Raw genomic sequence first — 20,326 nt, forward strand, 5'->3', positions numbered from 1 at the left:
TCGGGAGGGTTTGCTGAACGGGCCGCTGTCCTGTCTCGACGAGGTCAGGCTGGCCGGCAGCAAGTGCGAGACCTGTGGCGAAACGTCGCTGGGTAAGTCCAACGTCTGCCCGAATTGCGGTCGCGATACGGTGCGCGAAGTGTCGCTGAGTGACCGCGGCGTCCTTTGGAGCTTCACGGTGGTTCGCCACAAGCCGCCGGGCGATTACCGGGGGCCGGAACCATTCGTACCCTTCGTACTGGGGTTGGTGGAGCTGCCGAACGGTCTGCGGGTGCTGTCGCCTATCGAATGCAGCGTCGACCGGTTGACATTCGGGCTGGAACTCCGCTTCAAGCCATATGTCCGCCGGGATCCGGAGCGCGATGTCGTGGCCTTCACTTTCGAGCCGACCAACGTACGAGAGCTGCATGTCTGACGTCGTCATTCTCGGAACCGGTATGCATCCGTTCGGCCGGTTCGACAAGTCCTACGAGGAGATGGGCGCCGAAGCGGCGGCAGCGGCGCTGCGCGACGCGGGCGTGGAGTGGCCGCAGATCCAGGCCGCGTACTTATCGCGGATGTATCTGCCCGCCACTTCCGGAGCTCGCATTCTGCGCCGGCTGGGAAGCACTGACATATCCATCGTAGACATCGAAGCCGCGTGCGCCAGCGGCGGTGCGGCGATGCGCCAAGCGGTACTCGGGATCCGTTCGGGCGAAATCGATCTCGCCCTGGTACTTGGCTGCGAGAAGATGCCGCGCGGATTCATGGACCCCGCCATGTTGTACAGCTCTTGGCAGATCGAGCTGGGGACGTCGGTGAACCCCGCCTACTGGGCCATGCGGGCGCAGCGTCACATGCACGACTACGGCACCACAGAGTTACAAATTGCGAAAGTTGCTCTCAAGAACCATCGGAACAGTGTCCACAACCCGAATTCCATGTATCAGAAGGAGTTCAGTCTGGACGACATACTGAGCTCTCCGTTGGTCTGCGATCCGATCCGGCTGCTCGAAATCTGCGCGCCGAACGATGGTGCCGCCGCAGTTGTGATCGCTTCTGCCCAGCGTGCCCGGCAACTCGGCTCGCAGGGAAAGACCATCAGCATCTCGGCGATTTCCCATACCATTGCCCAGTATTCGGCGGATTTTCGTTGCCCGGCGGACAGCATGAGCGCAATCGCAGACAACCCTGGCCCGACCAGTGTGACGGCCAAGCAGGCCTACGAACGGGCGGGCATCGGTCCCGAGAGCATCGACTGTTTCGAGGTGCAGGACACCGACGCCTTCTGCGAAATCGAAGCCTATGAGGATCTGGGTCTGTGCGCTCCCGGCGAAGGCGGCCGCCTTCTCGATGAGGGCAAAACCGAAATTGGTGGCTCCATGCCGGTGAACATGAGCGGCGGACTCATCAGCAAGGGGGAACCGGTCGGTGCATCGCATCTGGGGCAGATCGTGGAGCTGGTCTCGCAGCTACGCGGCACGGGGGGTCCTCGGCAAGTGCTCGATGCCAAGGTAGGTCTGGCCCACGTTCTGGGCGCGGGCGGCAATTGCGCCGTGACGATACTGCAGCGGTAGGCGGCAGACTCGTGCCAATCGAATCCGAATCCTTTGGCGGACATTGGGATCGACGACAAAGGCGATATCAGGAAGAAGATGATGTCAAATTTCGTGGAAACCTCGCGGGATGGAGCGGTCGCCGTCGTGACGCTCAATCATGTGGAGAAGCGCAATGCAATGTCGATGGAGATGCGTCGCGAGCTCCTGGCAGTCCTAGAGGACCTGCAGATCGACGCCACCTGCCGCGCGATCGTATTGACCGGTGCCGGCGGCACATTCTCCTCTGGTGGCGACCTGTCATCGATGCGTCCGGACGATCCGGTGGGTTCTCGTCGCCGACTGGAAATCGGCCAACGGATCATTCGCCTGCTATTCGCCGGGTCGAAGCCTTCCGTGGCCGCGGTCGAGGGGTATGCGCTCGGCCTCGGTTTGGCGTTGACACTCGCTTGCGACATGGTGGTGGCGCATCCGCAGACCGTATTCGGCGCCTCGCAGTCCCGGGTGGGTCTCATGCCGGATATGGCGTTGCTGTGGACATTGCCGCAGCGCGTCAACATGGGTAGGGCGAAGCAGATCATGATGGTGGGTGAGACGTTCAAGGCTTCAGAAGCCGCCGCCGACGGCTTGGTCGACGTATTCGCCGAAGACAGGTCCGTGCTCACGGTCGCGCTGGAGGAAGCCAAGCGCTTCGCGGCCGCTCCACCGCTTGCCGTGGCTTTCACCAAGGCGGCTCTGGCGCGCACCACGGATCTGGACTCCGCCTTCGCCATTGAGGCGGACGGACAGGTCATGCTGCTCCAAAGTGCTGATCATGCCGAAGCCCGCGCCGCGTTCTTCGCCAAGCGGCCGAAGTGATTTCACGGCAGGTGTACCTGCGCTACGCACTTCCGAGCGGGCTCGCCGCGCCCAGCGGTAATTGCATTTTTCATATCCGGTAACCAGAAAGTTCATCGGTGTACGATGGCACGGTGTTCGAGCTAACGGGTCGCGTCGCCCTCGTCACCGGCGCAGGGCGGGGCATAGGTATCGGAATCGCAGCGGCGCTGGCGCGGCAGGGCGCTTTGGTCGCAGTCAACGACCTTCGGGAGGACCGGGCCCAGCGCACCGTCGACGCTATTCATGCCGCGAATGGCACGGCGATCAGCACCGTATTCGACGTGACTGACTACCGTGCGGTGGCGGCCGGAGTCGACGCCATCACGGACGCTCTCGGCCCGATCGACATCGTCGTGAACAACGCGGGCATCCCGCCCGGCGGTATTCCGGTCAAACCGTTCGCGCTCAGTGGCCGCGCGGACTGGCGTCGCTTCGTCGACGTCAATCTTTTCGGGGTGCTGAACACGGTGCACACCACCGTCGGGGGCATGTGCGACCGAGGCTGGGGGAGGATCGTGACAATTTCGTCGGAGGCGGCGAGATTCGGCATGGACGCCAATGTTTCGATATACGGCGCATCGAAGGCCGCCGCGGTGACGTTTTCCAAGCATCTCGCCCTGGAAGTGGCGCAATCAGGCGTCACCGTGAACTGCGTCGCACTCGGCGCGATGAACAACAACGCGGGCGAATGGGGTGAGTCGTTGGCGGCGACCATCCCGCGTCGGCGACTCGGGACGGGTGAGGATGCCGGTGCTGCAGTCGTCTTCCTGGCGTCCTCTGAGGCCGCTTGGATCACCGGTCAGGTGTTACCGGTCAATGGCGGTTCGACCGCGTAGGTCCGTGCCGGCTCTGCGGCGGAGCATCGCAGCCAGCTCTCGTTTGGCAATCTTTCCCGCCGGGAGGGTGGGTATCTCGGCGGCACTGAGAATGGCCAGGACTTTGGGCACTTTGTAGCTGGAGAGCCGGTCTTTGAGCGCCTGTCGGATAGCCACGGGCTCAAGCAACACTCCCGCTTGGACGACCACCGCTGCTCCGACGATCTGACCTCGGTCGGCATCGTCGACGCCGACCACATGCGCGGCAATGATGCCTTCGATGGCCAACAGTTCGCGTTCGACCTCGGCGGGGGCCACATTTGCGCCCGACACCTTGATCATGTCGCCGAGCCGCCCGACGAAGTACAGTGGTCCGGCTCCTACCACGACGCGGTCGCCTGTCCGATAGAAGCCGTCGGCGTCGAAGGTCGACGCCGTGTCGACCTTGTGGAGTCCGAGCATCATGGTCGGACCTCGAAGCAGGATCTCGCCGATGCCGCCTTCGGGAACCGGGTCGCCGTCTGCGCCAACAACCTTGATGTCGTAGCCGGGTTCGAAGCTGACCAGAGGCGGGCACAAGGGGTGTTCCGGCACCGGCATGATCTCGCCCCACGAATAGGGGCCAAATGTCTCCGTCATACCAAGGCCCACAAGCATTTTCATGTGAGCGCCGCGGGCACCGCGGGCCCGGAAGTTCGGGCGCTTGGCGCCCATGGCACCGAGAATCGGCGCGTCGGTAGCCGGCGCACGCTGACACGTGACCGTGCCGCCGGCGTCGAAGACAGGAAACAAGGACATGACCATGCCACCGACCCAGAAGAAAGGCAGCTCACCGGGGACTCGATCGCCTGGTTCGAAACCGAATATCGCGCGCAGGTAGTGTGTCTTTTGCAGGATGCCCCGATGGCCGTGCACGACGCCCTTGGGCTCGGCGCTCTGACCAGAGGTGTAGACCATCAGAGCGGGATCTTCGGGGTGGACTTCGGATTCGGCAGCGGCCAGCAGCTCGTCGCTGAATCCCTCAGCGCCGGCCGATTGCAGCCAGCTCAGATCATGGGCCCACGCCGGTGCAGGCGAGCGGTCGAGGAACGTGACCCAGCGCAGAAATGGCGCTCCCGGTAGGCAAAGCGGAAAGCCACGCGATGCCTCAATCAACGGCAAGGCGCAAGCGAGGTTAGCGGCGAAGTCTTGTCCGGCGTACTCCTGTTGGGCTAGGACCGCCTGGATGTCGCCGTGGCGCAGTACCCGCGCCAGCTCTGGCGGTTTCAACAGGGTGCTCAGCGGCACAGCTATCGCACCGATTCGGGTGACCGCAGCGATCGCGACGGCGAAGTCTGCACCATTGGCGAAGATCAGCGCGACACGGCTGCCCTTGCCAATACCGCGATAAAGCAGCCCCTGCGCCAGCTCGCTCGAACGATCGACGAGTTGGCGATACGTCAGGACCACGTCCTCGTCGTCTACCGCAGGGCGGTCGCCGTACGCGTCGGCGAGCATCCGCACAAACCTGGCCAGCGTCTGCGTCGCGTGCAGACGCTCCATCAGCTCGATGAGTGCCGGCGCTGCTTCAGCGGTTTCGGCACTTCCGCACCGTCGGAGAACTGAATCTTCGAGTGCATCGTTCATCTGGTTCGAAACCTATCTGGCCGGTCTTGGGTGGGCAACTGACGGTGGTGTACGGATACAACTGGAAAATTATAGTTTCCAATAATGGTTTGACAATTTTTCACTGGAACCAATATCGTCGCCTACATGTTCCAATCTCCGTGGGCCATCGGCCGACGTTCCGGGCGCTGCGGGTGCCAGACGCGCTGGAGTATCTCGGAGATGCCTGATATCGCTGCGGCTGCCGCAGCGATCTGTGTTTCGCGGCCGTGCTCCAAAGCCGTTGGCGGGTCGGAGTTTATGGACGGCTCGGGTGTGGACGCTGCCGTGCTCGGAAACAAGGAGCCGTGATGGCCGACCCGACGGGCCCTCTCGGCGTGCCGCGGTGGGCCGCCCTACATCACGGCCGAGACGCGGTCATCATCGACGGGGCCCGCCACAGCTTCGGGCAGCTTTACGCCAACGCAAGCCGTGGTGCGCAGTTGCTGGCAGACCTCGGGGTTGGCCCCGGCGCGCGGGTCGGGCTGGCGATGCGAAATCGGATCGAGTACCTCGAGATCAACCTTGCGGCGTGGCTGAGCGATGCGGTGATGGTGCCCTTCGCGTATCGGTCGACCTCCGACGAACTGGACTACCTCGTCAAAGACGCGGCTATGTCGGTCCTCTTCATGGAAGACGATGGTGCTCGCAGCTCGACACCTGTACCGACGCTCAGCTGGGGTGAATGGAAGCAGCGCATTGGCGCGTATCCCAGCGTGGCGCCAGGCGCACATGCGGCACCCCTTGTCGAGCGGGTGGTCTCCTACACCTCGGGCACCACAGGGCGGCCGAAGTCTCTGAGGCGCAACGATTCACCCGACGGTTCATCCGTACACGATCCCGGCCCGTGGCTTGAACAGTTTCCGGTCGACTTCAGTACCGGGATACATCTGTGTGTGGCACCGATGTACCACGCGCAGCCGAGGCTATTTACCCATGCCGCCCTCGACTGGGGGCACACCGTGGTGATGATGCGCGGGTTTGACGCCGCAACTGCTCTGGAACTGATTGAGCGCGAGCGGGTGACATCGATCTCCATGGCGCCGATCCATTTTGTGCGCATTCTCAAACTTGAACCCGAAGTGATCAGCAGCTACGACCTGTCCTCTGTACGGTTCGTGGTGCACTCGGCCAGCCCGGTTGCTCCCGCCCTCAAACGTCAGATCATCGAGTTGTTTCCGAACGCAGTCTGGGAGATGTACGGGGGGACTGAAGGCACCTTCACAATCATCGGTCCCGACGAATGGTTGAAAAAGCCTGGCAGCGTGGGGCGCTCGATGCCTGGTCGGGATATCAGCATCCTGGACGAGGCAGGCAATCCGTCGCCTCCAGGTGTCGTAGGACGAGTGTTTCGCCACGAACCTGATCCAGCGCGTCGGTTCGTCTACGCGGACGCACCCGACGCCACCGCGGACGCGTGGCAGGGGGAGTGGTTCACCATCGGTGAAATGGGCTACCTGGACGAGGATCAATACCTCTTTCTTACCGACCGGGTGAAGGACATTATCGTCAGAGGTGGTGTCAACATCTCCTCATCGGAGGTTGAGGCGGTGCTTACCGAGCACCCCGACGTCCAGGATGCGGCGGTGATCGGTATGCCCGACGACGACTACGGCGAAGCCGTCCTGGCCATCGTCGAGGCGCGTGGTGCGATCGATACCGCCGATGTGCTTGACCATTGTCGGTCGCGGTTGGCGTCGGGCAAGTGTCCCAGCCGTATCGACGTGGTCGAGACCCTGCCTCGCGAACCAACCGGAAAACTGCGTAAGCGGGTCCTGCGTGAACTCTATTGGAAGGCGGCCGGCCGTGCGATCTGATGGTGGCGCGATCACCATTCGACCGGCACCCAGTGCACCAGGCTGAAATCGCTGCCATCTGGCCGGAGTCGGTCAGGAAAGCTGCACATCCAGCGTTGCCTCGCCGCCCATCGATTCCCGCGGCACGTTGACCGTTGACCAATGGTCACGATAGTATCCTGTAAGGAAAATTGAATTACCCAAAGGGGGTTTGCATGGGTAGCGACTACACCATAGTCGTCGGCACCATCGGCGACGGGCTCTGGCGCAGTACCGACGGTGGGGCTTCCTTTGGGCGTCCGAAGAACACCAGTGGTCGGCCGTACAACACGGTGGACACCCTGGTTAAAGGGCTCGCCGTCGATCCGCACGATCCAGCACACGTTGTGGCGGGAATGGGCTTCAATGCCACGCCGTACTCCCCGGTGGTGGGCAGTTCCCACGCCATCATTGAAAGCCATGACGGCGGGGCGACCTGGGTGCCGTTACCGGGCTTCCCGCACCAGGTCGAGGTGTGGCGATTCGCGTTCGACCCCAACGTGCCCGGCCGCTGGTTTGCCGGCTCGCGGCCCGGCGCCATCTATCGGACCGAGAATGCCGGGGCCAGCTTTGAGCGGCTATCTCTCGACGTCGACGTCTACTGCCGTGGAATCGGGCTGACCCGCATTACGTCGATCTCGATAAACCCCGACGACACCAACATCATCCTCACGACGGTGGAGATCGGCGGTGTCTATCTGTCCCTGGACGGCGGTGACACGTGGGACCAGGTGATGACGAACATCGCCAGCCCCCCGCCGAACGGTGCAGTGTGGGGCGAAGACGGTCGGCTGGACTGCCACTACGGCCGATTCCTCGATGGTGATCCCGCGACCATGTTGGTGAGCACGCCAGATGGTCTCTACTCCAGTGACGACGTCGGCAAGACATGGACCGACTACCCGATCAAGCAGACCTTCCCCGCGCAGTATCACCGTGATATCGCGGTCAAGCTGGACGACCCGAACACCATTTTCGTCGCGACCGGCGACAGCGTCGCGGGCGAGGTCGGCGCTGTTCAGATCACCCGTGACCGGGGTCAAACCTGGGAGACCGCGAACCTGCCCGACGAGTGCAACTCGCCGATGTGGGCCCTTGGCCAGCATCCGAGTGACCCTGAGACGATCGTGGCGTGCACGCATCTGGGAATGTTGTTCGGATCCACCGACGCCGGACGCACATGGACGAAGTTCCGACGCGAATTCTCCGAGGTCCGGGCGATCTGCTGGTTGCCGACTGTCGCGTAAAGTCGATACACCAACAGCGGTCCCACAGAACGGTGAGTTGCTCAGTGCCCACGACTGAAGAACCGAGAAAACGGAAAGCAAGCCCGCGGAAGAGCGCGACAAAAGAGTCGGAGCCCGAGGACGAGTTCGACGACGAATTGTCACCGCCGAATTGGCAGTCGAAGGCGGTGGAACGGTCCCTGGGGCGCTCGCGGGCAGCGGCCGAAAAGCGTAGCGCCGCCTTCGTGAAGGCCGCACTGGCACTCGTGGAACGCCAGGGGGGACAGGACTTTACGGTCCAAGAGCTCGTGAATGACATGCGCATCTCCACCCGGACCTACTATCAGTACTTCAGCAGCAAGGAGGAGCTCCTTGTCGCTATGTTCGAACAGGTACAGCGGGAGGACAACCGTGCGCTGCGTCCTCTTGTAGCTGCCGAGGAGGACCCGCGCGAGCGACTCAAGGCCTTCGTGTTCGGCATCCTCAATCGCGCACACACCGGCTCACCCCGGTATGCGGTCGGGCGGCTACTCATCGAGCAGTTCATGCAGCTGCAGGTAAAGCACCCTGAAGAACTGCGCCATTCGTATGCAGGCGTGCTGGCCTACCTGACGAAGCTGCTGGTGGAAGCCACCTCTCCGGGCGGGGTCGAAACCGCGAGCCATCGGCGGATGGCGGGACTGGTCCTGCAGATGGTCGTCAGCTCGACTCAGGTGATGGTCCTTGGCTCTCCCGTCATCGATCCGCCACCCACGCCTGAAGAGGTCTGGCAATTCTGCCTCAGCGGCATCTCGGGGCTCGACGCCCCAGGTGGCGCGGCGGAGGAAGCGCCGCGTCGGCCGCGCAAGAGCAATTCTGTGGCCAATTAGGTGGCGCAGCAGTCCAATTTCATGTTGACGCGACGCGCTGTGCCGGGGCCCCGCTACCGCTGAAGATGGACCCGGCGGGCCGACTCAGCGAGGTTGGAATCGCTGCGCGCCGTCCATCCGCACGACTTCGCCGTTGATGTAAGTGTTCTCCAGCAGGTGCTGCGCCAGGCTGGCGTATTCGGCTGGTGTGCCGAGACGCTTCGGAAATGGCACCGCCTCAGCGAACTTCTTGAGGCCCTCTTCGCCGATCTGCTCAAGTATCGGGGTACGGATCGTTCCGGGCGCGATAGTGTTCACCCGGATACCGACGGAACCGAGGTCGCGAGCGCCGGCCAAGGTCAATGAGATCACCCCGCCCTTTGCTGCGGAATACGCCGACTGGCCGATCTGCCCCTCGTATCCTGCTATCGAGGCGGTCATCACGATCGCGCCGCGTTCCCCACGTTCGTCGAGATCGGCCATGCCGAGTTTGGCGGCGGTCAGCCGCAACACGTTGTACGTGCCAGTGAGATAAAGATCCAACGTCGTCTTGAAGCCATCCAGCCCGGCCGGGTTGCCGTCACGCTTGAGTATCCGCTCAGCGACACCGAAACCACCGTGAGCGATCACCGCATAGCGCAAGACACCCAGGTCGTCGGCCTTACTCAAAGCGGCTTGCACGGACTCGTCATCTAGGACGTCGGTGCGAACGTACGCCACCCCGCCACCCAGCTCGTCGGCAAGCGCGGCTCCCTTCGCATCGTCGAGATCGGCGATGACAACGGTCGCACCGGCGGCGTGTAGCCGGCGGACAGTCGCCGCGCCGAGCCCGCCGGTTCCGCCGGTTACCAGGGCAACGCTTCCCTCGAACGACACAGGGTCCTCCTCATTCAAGTTGACTCTCAGGCTCGGAGCGGAGCCTGATCGGGTGCAATCTGTATGCCAAACCGACAATACCCAATGTGGAAAATTAAGTTACCGGCACGGGACAATATTGATACCATACGGGCGTGCCTAGGCGTATACGTCGGCCCACCAGCCTGCGGGCCGCATCCCGGCAGTATCAACAGGCTGCGGGGCCCGCCCCGCGACTGCAGACGCATCCATATTGCGTGACTCGGATCACATCGCATAGTCTATGCAATGTTCTCAAGTTTGAAATCCGAGGACAAAAGATCAAAGACAGACCCGCTCGGTCAGCCAGCGAGCCGGGCATTTCCAGGGCCGCACAGTGGTTCGCGGCCGAACTCGGATACAGAGGAGAGGTACGTTGACGGTAGCGAGCCCGGCCGTGTCAGGAAGTCCCATTGAGTTCGACCCGTATTCCGACGACTTCTTCGACTCGCCGTACGAAACCTACCGACGTCTGCGCGATGAAGCGCCGGTCTACTACAACGCGACCCACAACTTCTATGCGCTATCCCGCTACGAAGATGTCGCGCCGGCCTACAAGGACTTCGAAACCTACTCATCTGCCAGTGGTTTCAACCTGGACATGATCGAAGCCACCAGGCAAGGGGAGGAGGTTCCAAAGTTCATCATCACGATGGATCCGCCGGAGCACCATCGGATGCGCAAGCTGGTCAGCAAGGCCTTCACTCCCCGCGCCATGGAGTTGTTGGAATCAATGGTGCGCGATCAGATTCGCACAGTCGCAGAGAAGGTCGATCCGACGTCGTTTGACGCGGTCGAAGATTTCTCAGCGTTGTTCCCGATCCAGATCATTACCACCATGCTTGGCGTTCCCCCTGAGGATCGCGCGCAGGTGCGCATCTGGGTCGACAAAGCGCTTGCGCCCGAATCTGGCTCGCCAGACGCATCGCAAGAGACGCTTGAGTCGATCATCGCGCTATGGGACTACTACCACCGACTCGCTCAGCTTCGGCACGTCGAGCCGCGAGAAGACATGATCAGTCACCTGACTCGCGCCGAGATCACCGATGACGACGGGGAGCTCAGATCACTAGACGATCTCGAAATCGCCGGATTCGCCACCTTGCTCGGCGCGGCTGGAGCCGAAACCGTCGCCAAGCTGGTCGGCAATGCCGCCGTGATCTTTGCCGACAACCCCGGTGAATGGCAGAAACTGCTCGACAACCGCAGCAAGGTCACCGCCGCGGTCGAGGAGCTCCTTCGATACGAGCCTCCGAATCACTACAACGTGCGCTACAGCACGCGGGACGTCACGCTGCACGGCACCACGATCCCGGCGGGCAGTTCCGTCATGTTGCTCATCGGTTCGGCGATGCGCGATGACCGGGTCTTCCCCAACGCCGACAGGTTTGACGTCGATCGCGAGCGACCTTTCGGATACAACCTATCCTTCGGATACGGAATCCATAGTTGTCTGGGGGCGGCGCTGGCCCGCATGGAGAGCCGCATCGCGATCGAGACTCTGCTCGATCTGATCCCCAAATACACGGTCGACCGTGCCGGCCTGCAGCGTGTCCATATGACGAACGTCCGCGGTTACGCGAACGTCCCGGTGCGCGCGCTGTGACAGTGGCAGGTGCTCGAAGGCCCTTTGTAGACGACGGAATGAACGGGTAGCGATGGCTGAGACAATTGGATTCATCGGCGCTGGGCAAATGGGCGAACCTATGGTAGTGCGCCTGCTCGCTGCTGGCCACGACGTAGTACTGTTCGCCCGCCGTGACGATGTCCGGGATCGCCTTGCCAAGGCGGGTGCGGCGGTTACTGATTCGATCCCACACGTGGCGGCAAAGAGCGACATACTGTTCGGATGCTTCTTCTCCGACAGCCAGTTGACGGACGCTGCTTCGGGGTCTGACGGATTTATATCCAGTGCCAAACCTGGTTCGATCTTCGTATCGCATACCACAGGTAATCTATCTACACTCAAATCCATTGCTGCAGAATCGCCTTCACCACCGACGATTCTGGATGCGCCGATCAGCGGCAGCGCCGACGACATCTTGGCGGGTAAACTCACCGTACTGATCGGCGGTCCCGCCGGTGCGGTGGAACAGGTCACCCCTGTCATCCGCGCCTACGCCGAAAACATCATCGCTGCCGGCGATTTGGGTAGCGCGTTGAATCTCAAGCTGATCAACAACGCGTTGTTTGCGGCCAACGCCCAGTTGGTGGCGGTGGCCACCGATATCGGCCGGCAGCTCGATGTTGCCCCTGCGGCACTTCTCGCGGCACTAGCTGTGTCCAGCGGTGGGAGTCGCGCGGCGTCATATGTTCAGGCAGCCGGGGGAGTCGACCAGTTCGCGACGTTGGTCGCGCCATTTCTACGCAAGGACATGGCTGCCGCCAAACTGCAGGCGGATGAGGTCGGTGCCGATCTAGCGCTGCTGGCAGCGGTAGTGCAGGACGGCCCGCTCGAACTGACGTCCCAGACAGCCGCGGCCCATTGACACCGGTCACCGTCCGCGGATCTCATCGTCGGCAGCGCCGGTAGGCAGTGACCTCCAGCCGTATTGCCGCAAACGCAGGGTCTTTGACGGCATGACCATCTAATGCCCTCATGGTACGCAGATTGAATCGCCCCCGGGGGTGAGAAGTGATATGGCAGTCGAGTTCCGCGCGACGGAGCTCAGCTGCCGCGATCGGTGACCGTCGAATGCCTCGACACTCATAAACTGCAGTACGGCGTCGATCCGATCTGCGTGTTGTTCGCACACGGTGTCACGTCGCGCCGTCCACCTAGTACGACACCTGCCGTCGTCAATGGCCTGCTGATCTGGTGGGTAGCCGGTTCTGCCCGGACGGACCAAATGGATGGTGGTAGCGGACATTACAGATTCTTGGCGTGGCCCAGCCGCCACCGCTGATCAGACCCGACTCAAACACCACTCTGGTGGATGCAACTGGGGCACGCCGGAGCCGACCCAGTTGCTTCAGGCACCCTGCGCTAGCTTGTCCTGTTGCTGGTCCACTCCGGCCAGTGGTACGACGTGAAGTGGAACTTGCGGTCGCGCAACTGCTTGAGGAAGAGAAAGTCGCCCTTGTATCCACGGTGGTTGTACGGCCCGAACTCGATGTAGGTGCGGGGACCGCCGAGCACGGACGGCATCAGCTTGATGCGTTCGAGGCCGGCGGAGATGCCCTCTCCGGTCAGCAGCGGAGCGTTGTTGATCGCCTCAGCGGCCGTTCGGCCCTGGTCGTAAATCAACGCGAAGACGGTGTTGTCCATGCGGTAGCCGAACCGCTTCTCGAACCGATCGAGCGCAGGTCCCCAGTTGCGGTTCTTCTCAATGGCCTCGTGATCGCCCAGCGTCTGCTCGATGCCAACCCAGCCGTCGAGCGCATCGGCCCAGGCTTCGCTGCCAAGCGCCCACATGATCGCGGCGTTCATCACCTTGGGCGGGTCCCAGCCGATCCGCTCAAGGGAGGGATTGATCTGCGAGCTGTTCCACCCAAAGCCCGCATACACCAGGGCATCTGGGCCCAGCTCGCGGATCTGGCGGAAGCCGGCGTCGAGCTCGTCCTCGGTGGGCCGCTGGTCGAAGTAGTGCTCCTTGAGGATCTCGATGCCGTACAGGCGGGCCTGCTCGCGGAAGAACATCTGATACTCGGTGTCGCCGGGGGAGCGCTCACCGGTCAACACGACCTTGCGGTAGCCCTGGCTGGCACAGTAGGCGGCGACGATCGCTATTTCCTCGCCGTGGCCACCATTGGGCAGCGAAAAGCAGTGCGGTCCAACGAATCGCGTGGTGCCACCCATCGTGATGTAAGGCACCTTCGACTCGTTGACGAGATCGCAGAGAACCAACGCATTGTCGGTCACCCCGATTGACAGGACGAGAACGCATCCGGCATCGACCAACTCTAGGTATGCCTGCTTCACGTTCTTTGCCGAACCGGCCGGCAGACCGTTCACGTGCAGCGGGAGCAGTTCGATTCCGCGTTTGAGGCGGCCCTCGTTGATCGCGTCTTCGAAGGCCAGGATGAGCGGGTCCAAGAACACGCCGAGGCCGATATCACTGCCCCCAGGGATTTCCGACATGAATCCGATGCGGATGGGTTCGAACGCCTCATTCGCAAGCTCACGGCCACTGGCGACCGGTCTGATGATGATTCGGTCCTCAGTGTCGAGGAGCTTCGCCTGCTCCACCGATGGGTGCGGCTTGGTGCCCAGTGTGGCGGCACCTTGGATGCTGCATTCGGCTCTCGCGGTAACGGTGGACAACGTTGTTCCCCTCATTGAGTGATCACGACGTCTCTTATGTCGCCGGGGCGACTCGGGTTGAGAGGTGTCGAGTGTGGATGTTCCCTATTTGGCGCCGGACATCTCCGCGGCCTTGGCCGCGAATTCGGCGAATGTGGTTTGCTCACCGGTGCGTTCGTGGCTCAGTGCCTGGATGGACACGTCGTGCCCTTGGGCTTGTGCGCGCAGTGCCCCGACGGTGGCTTGGTCTTTGGGGATGTGGGTGAACGGTTCGAAGTGATACAGCTTCATCGCGTTTTCATGGGTCATCTTGTTGATCTCGTCATCAGCCACGTCGTACGTTTTGAATACGGTGTCGAGTTCCTCTGGGGCGCCGGGCCACATCGAATCAGAATGCGGATAGTCCATCTCCCAGCAGATGTTGTCCACCCCGATCTCGTGGCGCAGTTTCACCCCGACCGGATCGGAGATGAAGCATGTCATGAAATGCTCCCTGAATACTTCGGAGGGAAGTTTCCCGCCGAAGTCCTGATGAGTCCAGGTCGAGTGCATGTCGTAGGTGCGGTCCACCCGTTCCAGGAAGTACGGAATCCAGCCGGTCCCGCCCTCGGAGAGGGCGATCTTCAGATCGGGGTAGGTCTTGATCGGCTTGGACCACAGTAGATCCGCCGCGGCTTGGACGATATTCATCGGCTGCAAGGTGATCATCACATCCATCGGCGAATCCGGAGCCGGGATCGACAGCTTGCCCGAAGAGCCGATGTGGACGTTCATCACCGTCTCGGTCTCGACCAACGCCTCCCACAACGGCGTCCAATAGTCATCGTGAAAGCTCGGATAGCCCAGGGCAGCCGGGTTCTCGCTGAACGTCAACGAGTGAACACCCTTCTTCGATACCCGCCGCACTTCCTGGGCGCACAACTCGGCATCCCAGATCACCGGCAACGCCATCGGGATGAATCGGCCCGGATGCGCTCCGCACCATTCGTCGATATGCCAGTCGTTGTAGGCCTGTACCAATGCCAACGAGAAATCGGAATCGTCGGTGGCGAACAGTCGGGCCGCGAAACCTGGGAACGACGGAAAGTTCATCGTGGCCAGGACTCCGCCGGCGTTCATGTCCTTGACCCGCTCGGCGGCGTCATAGCAGCCTTTGCGGATCTCATCGAGCCCCTGGGGTTCCAGGCCGTACTCATCCTTGGGCCGGCCGGCGACCGCGTTCAAGGCCACGTTCGGGATCACTGTGTCCCGGAACTGCCACGTATCGCTGCCGTCAGGGTTATGTACCAACCGCGGCGCCTCGTCGACGTACTTCGCCGGCAAGTGATTCGTGAACATGTTCGGCGGTTCAATGATGTGATCATCGACCGAGATCAGAATCATGTCGTCCTTGTGCACGGCAGGTCCTTTCGAGTGGATGGATTTTAGGAGTCATTCGGCAGGCCGACACGCGTATGTCGGATCAGCTTCGCGGACCGGACGGCCCAATGTCGTCGATACGGCGGTTTCAAGCTCAGCCGGCACGATTCTGCGGGGCTGATCAAGGAGAGGGGTGCGCTGACGCTGTTCGCGCGAAGCCGCTTGTCCACTACCCGATAGCTCCACGGACCTTGAGGTCCACTATTGCGTCCCAGCTGAGGCCGAGCTCCGCCAAGATCTCATCCCCGTGCTCGTTGAATTGGGGCGCCCGTGCCGTCGGTGCAGGTTTCCGATCGAATTGGACCGGTGCCGAAACGAGACGAAATGGCTTGCCTTCTGCCGTCTCGCAGTCTTGCAGATAGCCATTGGCGATTGCCTGAGCATCTGCCGCGGTCTCTCGCGCATCCTGCACCACCGCCCACTGGCCGGCGAAGTCATCGAGCTTGAGATGCCATTCATCGAGAGTTCGCTCTGCGAACACCTTTCGCAGCACGCCGATCGCGTCGAGGTGATTGTTGAGCAGGGAGGTGTAGTCCGCGAAGCGTGGATCGGCGGCGAGGTCTGGTCGCTCGATGACGTCGCAGAGAATGGGCCAATACTTGCCGCCCTGGAGACATGAGAAGCTCAGCCAGCGCCCGTCCTTGGTTTGGTAGTAACTCATGAGCGGGTTCATTGAGATGGCGTTGGCGGGCGGCGGGGTCCAGGCTTTGTCGAGTAGCAGGGCCAATGCGATGGCGTTGCCCATCGCCCACATGCCGGTCCCGAGCAGGGAAACGTCGATTTCGGTTGCCGCGCCTGTGCGCTCGCGGTGGAACAGGGCACCCATGATCCCGCCGGCGATCGTCATGGCACCGATCGAGTCGCCGAAGCCAGGTGCCGGCATCACGGGAACATGGCCGTATTCTTCGCGCATGATGCCAACGGCGACGCCTGAGCGCGCCCAGAATGACAGGGAGTCGAACGACCCCCGGTCCGCTTGAGGGCCACGCTCCCCTTGGCCGGTGCCGCGGGCGTAGATGATCCGTTCGTTGTGCGCCCGGATGTCGTCGACGTCGATCTTGAGCTTCGTGCGCACACCCGGGAGCTTGTTGGTGAGGAATACGTCTGAGGTCTGGGCCAATTGGTACAGAACCTCCCGCCCGTCCTCGGAGGTGAGGTCCAGGGCGAGGCTGCGCTTGCCGCGATTGGCATGTTCGAGGAGGACGTGCACGTCCGTGGGGACGGTAGTGACACCGGTTGAGGCCAACGCTCGCATCGCGTCGCCACGCTCAACGTGCTCGATCTTGACGACGTCTGCTCCCCAGTCAGCCAGAAGTGCAGAGGCGGCCGGGACGAATGTGTGATCGGCGACTTCGAGAATTCGAACACCTTGCATCACAGCGGTCATGTGTTCTCCCGGGTTTGGTGGTGGCCGAAGGATGTGCCCGTTCGTGCGTACTTCGTCGCCGTTCTCGCAAGAACGGTCGAGGCCGCGAGGGGCCCGGTTCCGTCGAGTCGGTTGGCGACGACCGTCCTGAACGAGAATCGCAATCTCGTTCTGATTCGTCAAGCTACCATGAACCTGACGACTGCGTTCGACCTCTGTGCGGTCTGACGCAGTTGCGGCACGAGGCAGGGGAGCATGAAGGTGGGGGTGGTCACCGGTGGTGGAAATCGAGCCCGCCGGCTCCGCGCTCGTCGTCGGCGGCGCTGAAGGGGCTTGCCCCGCATCTAGAATCCAATTACAGTTTCGGTGTGCGGGGTGGAAACCGATGACAAGGACCTCGGTGATCAGCGACTGGGCCGGTGGTTACCCCGATCGACCCGTACCGCCCGGTAGCCTCAGCGTATGACGCGTGATCCGAGCCGCCAAGAAGACGTCGAAGAGCGCGTCGACTACGACCCGGCTGGACTATCGGCACACCGTCGGCGGCGGCGTCAGCGCATAGTTCACGCCGCTATCGAGCTGATCGAAGAACGCGAATACGGCACGGTGCAGATGCGTGATGTCGCGCAACGATCCGACGTGGCGCTCGGCACCGTCTACCGTTATTTCTCCTCTAAGGAGCACCTTTACGCGGCTGCTCTAGCCGAGTGGGGCGCCGGGGTGATTCCGCACCTCGGACCGGGAGGCGTGCAGGCTGACACGGATGCGGAGCGGCTTCGGAGCGTCCTGCGACGGGTCATCGAATCGCATCAAAAGTGGCCGCAGATGATGCGTGCCGAGATGATCCTTGAGAGGTCCGACGACCCGAACTCCAAAGTGCTGCTTCAACAATTCTCGCAGCGCTACGACAGTGTGATTCTCGCGAGTGTGCGGGACATGTCCCCAACGCAGGCCGAAGCTGTTGCGTATGTGGTGCAGTCCGTCATGTACCGCGCACTTCGCTCGTGGGCCGTGGGTCGATGCACCATCGCGGACGTCGAGCGGCACGCAGATCGGACAATCGACCTGATCTTCTCACCGCTCAGCTGAGGCCCATCTTTCGTTCCTTTCGTCTTCGGTTCGCGACCGGCGTGTAGCGGCCATGCGCATAAGATGGTAACGTCGTTTTCCATGACGGCTGTGATACCTCCCATAATTTCCGTGGACGACCACGTCATTGAGCCGCCGGACCTCTGGAAACGATGGTTACCCACGAAGTTTTCCGAACGGGGCCCCAAGGTTATCCGCGCTCCGTACGCCATCGATGACGCTACTAATGTGACGATTGCCGTGACCGGCCCCGAGACCGACTTCTGGGCGTACGAGGACCTCCGTGCAGTCATCAAGAACGGTTCGGCCGCAGTAGGTCTCGAGGCGAGCGAGATCGACTACCAGCCGGTGTCCTTTGCAGAGATGCGTCCCGGCTTCTACGACCTGAAGCCGCGACTGGAAGACATGGACGCCAACCACATCGAGCGTTCGCTGTGCTTCCCGACCTTTCCCCGGTTTTGTGGGCAGACGTTCCTAGAAGCCAGCGACAAAGAACTGGCAATGGCATGTGTGCTCGCCTACAACGATTGGATGGTCGATGAATGGTGCGGCGACAGCGGCGGCCGGCTGATCCCGTTGTGCCTGATCCCACTTTGGGATCCCGTCGCGGCTGGGGCGGAGGTACGTCGCAACGCGGCGAGGGGAGTGCGGGCCGTTGCGTTCACAGAGTTGCCTGCCTACCTCGGTCTGCCCACCCTGCACGACGCTGATCAGCACTGGGACCCCTTCTTCGCGGCGTGCGAAGAGACCGGAACCACGATTTGCATTCACATCGGGTCGGCTTCTCGGTTCAGCAAGAGCTCGAATGACGCGCCCCGGATCGCTCGACAGGCAGCGCTGTTCATCAACTCGCAGCTCTCGATGATCGACTGGCTGACGTCCGGCGTGCTGGCCCGGTATCCGAACATCAAGGTTGCGTTCTCGGAAAGCCAGATCGGCTGGATGCCCTTCGTGCTCGAGCGTCTCGACAACCTGTGGTCGAAGAATCGTGCCGGAGCCGACATCAACCCCCTGATTGTCCGTCCACCGAGCACATATATGGCCGGTCGGATCTTCGGATGCTTCTTCGAAGACGACTTCGGGCTTGCGTCGCGAGACGTGATCGGTATCGACCAGATCACCTTTGAGAGCGATTACCCGCACCAAGATTCGCTTTGGCCGAACACGCTGGGCTACGCCGAAAAATCCATGGCCACATTGACTCCCGAAGAGATCGAGAAGGTCGTGCGGGGCAACGCGATCAAACTATTCCAGCTACCCGCTGAACTACCCTGAGCTAGAGAGGATTACCCGTGGCTACCACCATCTTCGATGAGGTCAAGGTCATCGACGCCGATACTCACGTCATCGAACCACCGGATCTATGGACATCGCGCATCTCGGTGAAGAAGTGGGGCGATCTCGTTCCTCATGTACGCACCGACGACGCCACCGGTGAAGAGTTCTGGCACTTCGGCGAGACGCGGATCTATGGTGCGGCCACGCCCGCGATGGCGTTCTGGCACGAATATCCGCCACTGCACCCGCTCAAGATTGCCGACGCCCACCCGTCGACTTGGGATGTGCCCCAGCGGGTGTCGAAGATGGACGAGTTCGGGATTCACGCCCAGGTGCTGTATCCGAACGTTGCGGGATTCGGGACGGGACGGTTCATGCAGATCAAGCATGAAGAGTTGATGTTGGCCTGTGTCGAGGCCTACAACGACTATCTCGTCGACTACGCGAACGAGGCTCCTGGCCGCTTCATACCGATTGCGGCGGTGCCGTTCTGGGATATCGACTTGGCTGTCAAGGAGATCGAACGCGCAGTCGGTAACGGTCACAAGGGAGTGATGCTGTCGGGTGAGCCGGAGGGATGGGGCCAAAAGCCGCTGACTTCCCCATTCTGGGACCCGATCTGGGCTGTGTGCCAGGACCTCGATGTGCCGGTGAACTTCCACATCGCCGCCGGCGATGTGTCCAATGTGCGCGGTTCGGCACCCGAGCATGGTGAACGGGCGCACTTCGCGTCATTCGGGGTCTCCTTTTTCCTCGGTAACGCCTCGACGATTTCCAAGCTGACCTTCGGCGGCGTGTGCCATCGATTCCCGCGGCTCAATTTCGTGTCGGTGGAGAGCGGCATCGGCTGGTTGCCGTTCGCCCTGTCGGCGATGGACTGGCAGTGGCAGAACTGTGCGGTCACGATGGAGCACCCGGAGTACGACCTGCTGCCGAGCGAGTATTTCAAGCGCCAGATCTACGGCTGCTTCTGGTTCGAGAGGGAAACAGCGGTGCAGGCCATCGAGCTGCTCGGTCCCGACAACATCCTCTACGAGACCGACTTTCCGCATCCGACATCAATGGCACCGGGGCCGGCTTCGATCGCCGAGGCGCCTCGCGACTACGTGGCCGGCGCACTGGCCGGTGTCCCCGACCGTTCTCTGCGAAAGATCCTGCACGACAACGCTGCACGCATCTATCACGTGGATTGAGAACGCAGCCAGCCGAGATTCCGGAGGGTCCGAGGGGTGCCTCTATGGTCGAGGGTCGTACC

Annotated in this window: 17 protein-coding genes; 12 read left to right on the forward strand and 5 right to left on the reverse strand. The window is 62.0% G+C overall.

Going from position 1 to position 20,326, the window contains the following annotated elements; translation table 11 throughout:
• Nucleotides 1–10 precede the first annotated feature (10 nt).
• The 4 genes from HBE63_RS03995 (at nucleotide 11) to HBE63_RS04010 (ending at nucleotide 3,250) form a co-directional block, all read left to right on the forward strand.
• Nucleotides 11–415: a Zn-ribbon domain-containing OB-fold protein gene (locus HBE63_RS03995; RefSeq protein WP_166903475.1), complete on the forward strand. Its 405-nt coding sequence runs from the start codon at nucleotides 11–13 to the stop codon at nucleotides 413–415.
• Entirely contained in the window at nucleotides 408–1,556 is a 1,149-nt protein-coding gene (locus HBE63_RS04000) for a thiolase family protein (protein ID WP_166903477.1), read from the forward strand. Before HBE63_RS03995 ends, HBE63_RS04000 begins: the two co-directional genes overlap by 8 nt.
• A 33-nt stretch (nucleotides 1,557–1,589) precedes the next feature.
• The gene (locus HBE63_RS04005) at nucleotides 1,590–2,393 is read left to right on the forward strand and encodes an enoyl-CoA hydratase/isomerase family protein (RefSeq protein WP_208301294.1); all 804 of its coding nucleotides are present in this window, start codon (nucleotides 1,590–1,592) and stop codon (nucleotides 2,391–2,393) included.
• Nucleotides 2,394–2,506: 113 nt separating this feature from the next.
• On the forward strand, nucleotides 2,507–3,250 hold the full coding sequence (locus HBE63_RS04010) for an SDR family NAD(P)-dependent oxidoreductase (protein ID WP_166903479.1): 744 nt from the start codon (nucleotides 2,507–2,509) through the stop codon (nucleotides 3,248–3,250).
• Here the strand turns inward: HBE63_RS04010 and HBE63_RS04015 are convergent.
• The gene (locus HBE63_RS04015) at nucleotides 3,221–4,771 is read right to left on the reverse strand and encodes a class I adenylate-forming enzyme family protein (protein WP_208301295.1); all 1,551 of its coding nucleotides are present in this window, start codon (nucleotides 4,769–4,771) and stop codon (nucleotides 3,221–3,223) included. The genes HBE63_RS04010 and HBE63_RS04015 overlap by 30 nt on opposite strands.
• 413 nt (nucleotides 4,772–5,184) lie before the next feature.
• On the opposite strand from HBE63_RS04015, the gene HBE63_RS04020 reads away from it, so the two are divergent.
• The 3 genes from HBE63_RS04020 to HBE63_RS04030 all read left to right on the forward strand — a co-directional run bounded on the left by HBE63_RS04020 (nucleotide 5,185) and on the right by HBE63_RS04030 (nucleotide 8,803).
• Nucleotides 5,185–6,690 carry an AMP-binding protein gene (locus tag HBE63_RS04020; protein ID WP_166903483.1) on the forward strand — a complete coding sequence of 502 codons (1,506 nt, stop codon included), beginning with the start codon at nucleotides 5,185–5,187 and terminating at the stop codon, nucleotides 6,688–6,690.
• A 194-nt stretch (nucleotides 6,691–6,884) separates the two neighbouring features.
• On the forward strand, nucleotides 6,885–7,955 hold the full coding sequence (locus HBE63_RS04025) for a YCF48-related protein (protein WP_166903484.1): 1,071 nt from the start codon (nucleotides 6,885–6,887) through the stop codon (nucleotides 7,953–7,955).
• Nucleotides 7,956–7,999: 44 nt separating this feature from the next.
• On the forward strand, nucleotides 8,000–8,803 hold the full coding sequence (locus tag HBE63_RS04030; RefSeq protein WP_166903486.1) for a TetR/AcrR family transcriptional regulator: 804 nt from the start codon (nucleotides 8,000–8,002) through the stop codon (nucleotides 8,801–8,803).
• Between the two features lie 84 nt (nucleotides 8,804–8,887).
• On the opposite strand, the gene HBE63_RS04035 is transcribed toward HBE63_RS04030, so the two are convergent.
• Nucleotides 8,888–9,658 carry an SDR family oxidoreductase gene (locus HBE63_RS04035; RefSeq protein WP_166903489.1) on the reverse strand — a complete coding sequence of 257 codons (771 nt, stop codon included), beginning with the start codon at nucleotides 9,656–9,658 and terminating at the stop codon, nucleotides 8,888–8,890.
• A gap of 415 nt (nucleotides 9,659–10,073) precedes the next feature.
• On the opposite strand from HBE63_RS04035, the gene HBE63_RS04040 reads away from it, so the two are divergent.
• Both HBE63_RS04040 and HBE63_RS04045 read left to right on the forward strand, forming a co-directional pair.
• Nucleotides 10,074–11,282 carry a cytochrome P450 gene (locus tag HBE63_RS04040; RefSeq protein WP_166909346.1) on the forward strand — a complete coding sequence of 403 codons (1,209 nt, stop codon included), beginning with the start codon at nucleotides 10,074–10,076 and terminating at the stop codon, nucleotides 11,280–11,282.
• Nucleotides 11,283–11,334: 52 nt separating this feature from the next.
• Nucleotides 11,335–12,165: an NAD(P)-dependent oxidoreductase gene (locus tag HBE63_RS04045; protein ID WP_166903491.1), complete on the forward strand. Its 831-nt coding sequence runs from the start codon at nucleotides 11,335–11,337 to the stop codon at nucleotides 12,163–12,165.
• Between the two features lie 497 nt (nucleotides 12,166–12,662).
• Here HBE63_RS04045 and HBE63_RS04050 read toward each other — a convergent pair whose 3' ends face one another.
• The 3 genes from HBE63_RS04050 to HBE63_RS04060 form a co-directional block, all read right to left on the reverse strand.
• Nucleotides 12,663–13,940 (reverse strand): ABC transporter substrate-binding protein, encoded by a 1,278-nt coding sequence (locus HBE63_RS04050; protein WP_166903493.1) that lies wholly within the window; start codon nucleotides 13,938–13,940, stop codon nucleotides 12,663–12,665.
• An 84-nt stretch (nucleotides 13,941–14,024) separates the two neighbouring features.
• Nucleotides 14,025–15,317, reverse strand: coding sequence for an amidohydrolase family protein (locus tag HBE63_RS04055; protein ID WP_166903495.1), 1,293 nt, complete (start codon nucleotides 15,315–15,317; stop codon nucleotides 14,025–14,027).
• 190 nt (nucleotides 15,318–15,507) lie between these two features.
• Nucleotides 15,508–16,725 carry a CaiB/BaiF CoA-transferase family protein gene (locus HBE63_RS04060; RefSeq protein ID WP_166903497.1) on the reverse strand — a complete coding sequence of 406 codons (1,218 nt, stop codon included), beginning with the start codon at nucleotides 16,723–16,725 and terminating at the stop codon, nucleotides 15,508–15,510.
• A gap of 441 nt (nucleotides 16,726–17,166) precedes the next feature.
• Between HBE63_RS04060 and HBE63_RS04065 the strand changes: the two genes are divergently transcribed.
• The 3 genes from HBE63_RS04065 (at nucleotide 17,167) to HBE63_RS04075 (ending at nucleotide 20,264) form a co-directional block, all read left to right on the forward strand.
• Nucleotides 17,167–17,793 carry a TetR family transcriptional regulator gene (locus HBE63_RS04065; protein WP_166903499.1) on the forward strand — a complete coding sequence of 209 codons (627 nt, stop codon included), beginning with the start codon at nucleotides 17,167–17,169 and terminating at the stop codon, nucleotides 17,791–17,793.
• A 111-nt stretch (nucleotides 17,794–17,904) separates the two neighbouring features.
• Nucleotides 17,905–19,068 carry an amidohydrolase family protein gene (locus tag HBE63_RS04070; RefSeq protein ID WP_243858490.1) on the forward strand — a complete coding sequence of 388 codons (1,164 nt, stop codon included), beginning with the start codon at nucleotides 17,905–17,907 and terminating at the stop codon, nucleotides 19,066–19,068.
• Between the two features lie 17 nt (nucleotides 19,069–19,085).
• On the forward strand, nucleotides 19,086–20,264 hold the full coding sequence (locus HBE63_RS04075) for an amidohydrolase family protein (RefSeq protein WP_243858491.1): 1,179 nt from the start codon (nucleotides 19,086–19,088) through the stop codon (nucleotides 20,262–20,264).
• The last annotated feature ends 62 nt before the right edge of the window (nucleotides 20,265–20,326 follow it).

This window comes from Mycobacterium sp. DL440, assembly GCF_011745145.1.
Taxonomy (GTDB): domain Bacteria; phylum Actinomycetota; class Actinomycetes; order Mycobacteriales; family Mycobacteriaceae; genus Mycobacterium.

Excerpts from the sequence above, each read along its gene's own strand:
- HBE63_RS04000 (WP_166903477.1), top strand. The coding sequence starts at position 408 with ATGTCTGACGTCGTCATTCTCGGAACCGGTATGCATCCGTTCGGCCGG.
- HBE63_RS04015 (WP_208301295.1), bottom strand. The coding sequence starts at position 4,771 with ATGGAGCGTCTGCACGCGACGCAGACGCTGGCCAGGTTTGTGCGGATG.
- HBE63_RS04020 (WP_166903483.1), top strand. The coding sequence starts at position 5,185 with ATGGCCGACCCGACGGGCCCTCTCGGCGTGCCGCGGTGGGCCGCCCTA.
- HBE63_RS04025 (WP_166903484.1), top strand. The coding sequence starts at position 6,885 with ATGGGTAGCGACTACACCATAGTCGTCGGCACCATCGGCGACGGGCTC.
- HBE63_RS04045 (WP_166903491.1), top strand. The coding sequence starts at position 11,335 with ATGGCTGAGACAATTGGATTCATCGGCGCTGGGCAAATGGGCGAACCT.
- HBE63_RS04060 (WP_166903497.1), bottom strand. The coding sequence starts at position 16,725 with ATGACCGCTGTGATGCAAGGTGTTCGAATTCTCGAAGTCGCCGATCAC.
- HBE63_RS04065 (WP_166903499.1), top strand. The coding sequence starts at position 17,167 with ATGACGCGTGATCCGAGCCGCCAAGAAGACGTCGAAGAGCGCGTCGAC.